Raw genomic sequence first — 2209 nt, forward strand, 5'->3', positions numbered from 1 at the left:
ACGGTTCCAGTTAAAGCATCGGTCATGATAAGCGGATGGTAACCGACGTTCAAGTAGTGATAATTAAAACCAATTTTTTCTTGATGACCAAAGGTCTCAAATTAGGTTGAATCCAAATCTAGCACCAGTTCAGTATTGGCTGATCTTTCATCAATTAAAGAGACAATACGACGATTTAATTCTTGTAGCTCATCAATGTCTTCGTTCGTGAGATGTGATAGAAATCTGGAAATAGTTGGTTGAGATGCCATGTTTTGCGCATAAACAAGTCGATGTTCGATATCTTGGGTCAAGTAATCTGCAACGTCGTCGTTGCGATAACCTTCGATAACTTGAATGAGCATTTGCAATAACAATTCTACCTTAGCATAGCGTGGATTTTTGCGATTATCGTTGAATTCAACGTTATTAAAGAGCCTGGAAATTACAGGCGAATTCAGAAAAATACTAAGCAGCACGTTGCCACCATCCGAGGTAACTGGTGCCCCATTGTCTGAAACTGCAACTAAATGGTTGCTAGGTAATACTTTTTGAGTCATAATTTTAGACGCTCCAATTTTTGAGTATTTGGTTTGTTTTCCACTAACAAAATATCATAAAAAAGAGCTCCTATGGTTTTCACCCAACGGGTGAAAGCGCAAAACCCGCTGAAACGGTATTAACTTGCTGTTTCAGCGGTTTTTTGTTTGTCTTGATGAATAATCCGGGTTTAATTCTCCTTCAGCTTTTAACGTGGTTCCCTTCTGCACGTAAGCAACAAGTTGTATACTATTGTTGCTGGAGGTAGGAACAATGAAGATAGGAATGAAAAAGCCAAGCCCAATGCGTTCTATTAAAGCCAGAACAACTGGTAAGGCAAAACGAGCAGTTAAGAAGGCAATTATTCCTGGTTATGGTCAAAAGGGAATGGGCTGGTTAACAAACCCTAAGAAAGCGGCTTACAACAAAGTCTATAGAAAGACCACTTTTAGTATTTTTGATATATTCAAATAATTCATCAGTACTTTGCCACCTTAACGGGTGGCTTTTTGTGTATCCCCGCTTGCCGGCGGGGATGTGCGTATTTTTTAGTTTTACATTTTTTCTGATTGATGATATTCAAATGCATCCGGTTCATCAGTGAATTCAGCGGAAGCGTCTTCGTGGGCGCTGATAACGTCTTTGATTTCTTGTAGCGAAACGTGGAAGTATTCTTTGCGACCATTAACTTTATTAACTTTGTTTGCTTCGAACTTCTTGTGGAGTTCAGCTTCTAAGGCAAATGCATCTTCACTGAATACCAATGCATGCACATCAAACTTGAATGGGACGGATGCGCTACCTAATTCATGAATTCGATCCAATGGATCAAGACGACGGGTTACACCAATTTTATAAATATCAGGACCAAACGAGCCAATATTTGAGATAACGTAAACATAACCGGCCGTGGCATGGCCTTCTCGATAATCAACATCTTCTTCTGCTTGGTTAATTTCATCCAGCTGGTCTTCATACTCATCAATCTGGTGCTTTAATTGAGCCAACTTATCGTCAGATGCATCAGATAACTTATTTCGCAAATCCGAAATAATGTTTTCGTAGTGAGCACGCTCTTTTTTTAGTTTCTTACGCGTATTAGCAATTTCAGCTTGCAACTTTTTGTCTTCTCGCTCTTTTTCGCGTTGTTCACGTAATAATTCCTTTTCCCGTTCCTTTTCAAGTTCAAACTCAGCGGCTAGATAAAGCTCTTGACGCTTAAGATCAACATAGTGGTCGGAAATCTGAATCTGATTATGAGCATACATTTTGTTTAATTGTTTGGCGGCTTTTTCAAGAGCCATAACTTTCTTATCAACATTAGAGACGCTAATTTTCGTAAGAAGTGCATCGGATTCACCGTTAAAACCACGAATAGCAGCCTTAATCAACTGATTTTGCATTGCCTTACCTTTTGATAGGCTATTATTCAAAGTCATCGGAGAAACGATAATTCCAGCGATTCCGTCCTTAACTGCACTTTTTTCAGCATCACGAATTTTAATCAATGTATTTTTGTATTGTTGTGAGTCTGTGAATTTATACTGACGCTTATAAAATCCAGGCGCTGATGTCAAGATTATGGACAGGTTTTTTCGGCACCGAGAGGTGCCGGACTCCGAAAATTTTTCAAAACCCGGATTTCAGCTTAAAAAGGCGTCATTTCTCGGTGTTTTTGTAGGTAGAACAG

General features: G+C 39.2%; 3 protein-coding genes. 1 reads left to right on the forward strand and 2 read right to left on the reverse strand.

All coding sequences use genetic code 11. The features are described 5' to 3' along the window. Nucleotides 1-101: 101 nt before the first annotated feature. Complete coding sequence (locus C6P11_RS04035) at nt 102-539, reverse strand: transposase (protein ID WP_135518776.1); 438 nt, start codon at nt 537-539, stop codon at nt 102-104. A 253-nt stretch (nt 540-792) separates the two neighbouring features. On the opposite strand from C6P11_RS04035, the gene C6P11_RS04040 reads away from it, so the two are divergent. Continuing rightward, on the forward strand, nt 793-993 hold the full coding sequence (locus tag C6P11_RS04040; RefSeq protein ID WP_135392024.1) for a hypothetical protein: 201 nt from the start codon (nt 793-795) through the stop codon (nt 991-993). A gap of 80 nt (nt 994-1073) precedes the next feature. Here the strand turns inward: C6P11_RS04040 and C6P11_RS04045 are convergent, their stop codons facing one another. Continuing rightward, nucleotides 1074-2096, reverse strand: a complete 1023-nt coding sequence (locus C6P11_RS04045; RefSeq protein ID WP_245299770.1) for a DUF4041 domain-containing protein — start codon at nt 2094-2096, stop codon at nt 1074-1076. Between the last annotated feature and the right edge of the window lie 113 nt (nt 2097-2209).

Source organism: Weissella confusa (assembly GCF_004766315.1).
In the GTDB taxonomy this organism is placed as follows: Bacteria; Bacillota; Bacilli; order Lactobacillales; family Lactobacillaceae; genus Weissella; species Weissella confusa_A.

Coding starts and splice junctions, on each gene's coding strand:
- C6P11_RS04035 (WP_135518776.1), bottom strand. CDS start 539: ATGACTCAAAAAGTATTACCTAGCAACCATTTAGTTGCAGTTTCAGAC.
- C6P11_RS04040 (WP_135392024.1), top strand. CDS start 793: ATGAAGATAGGAATGAAAAAGCCAAGCCCAATGCGTTCTATTAAAGCC.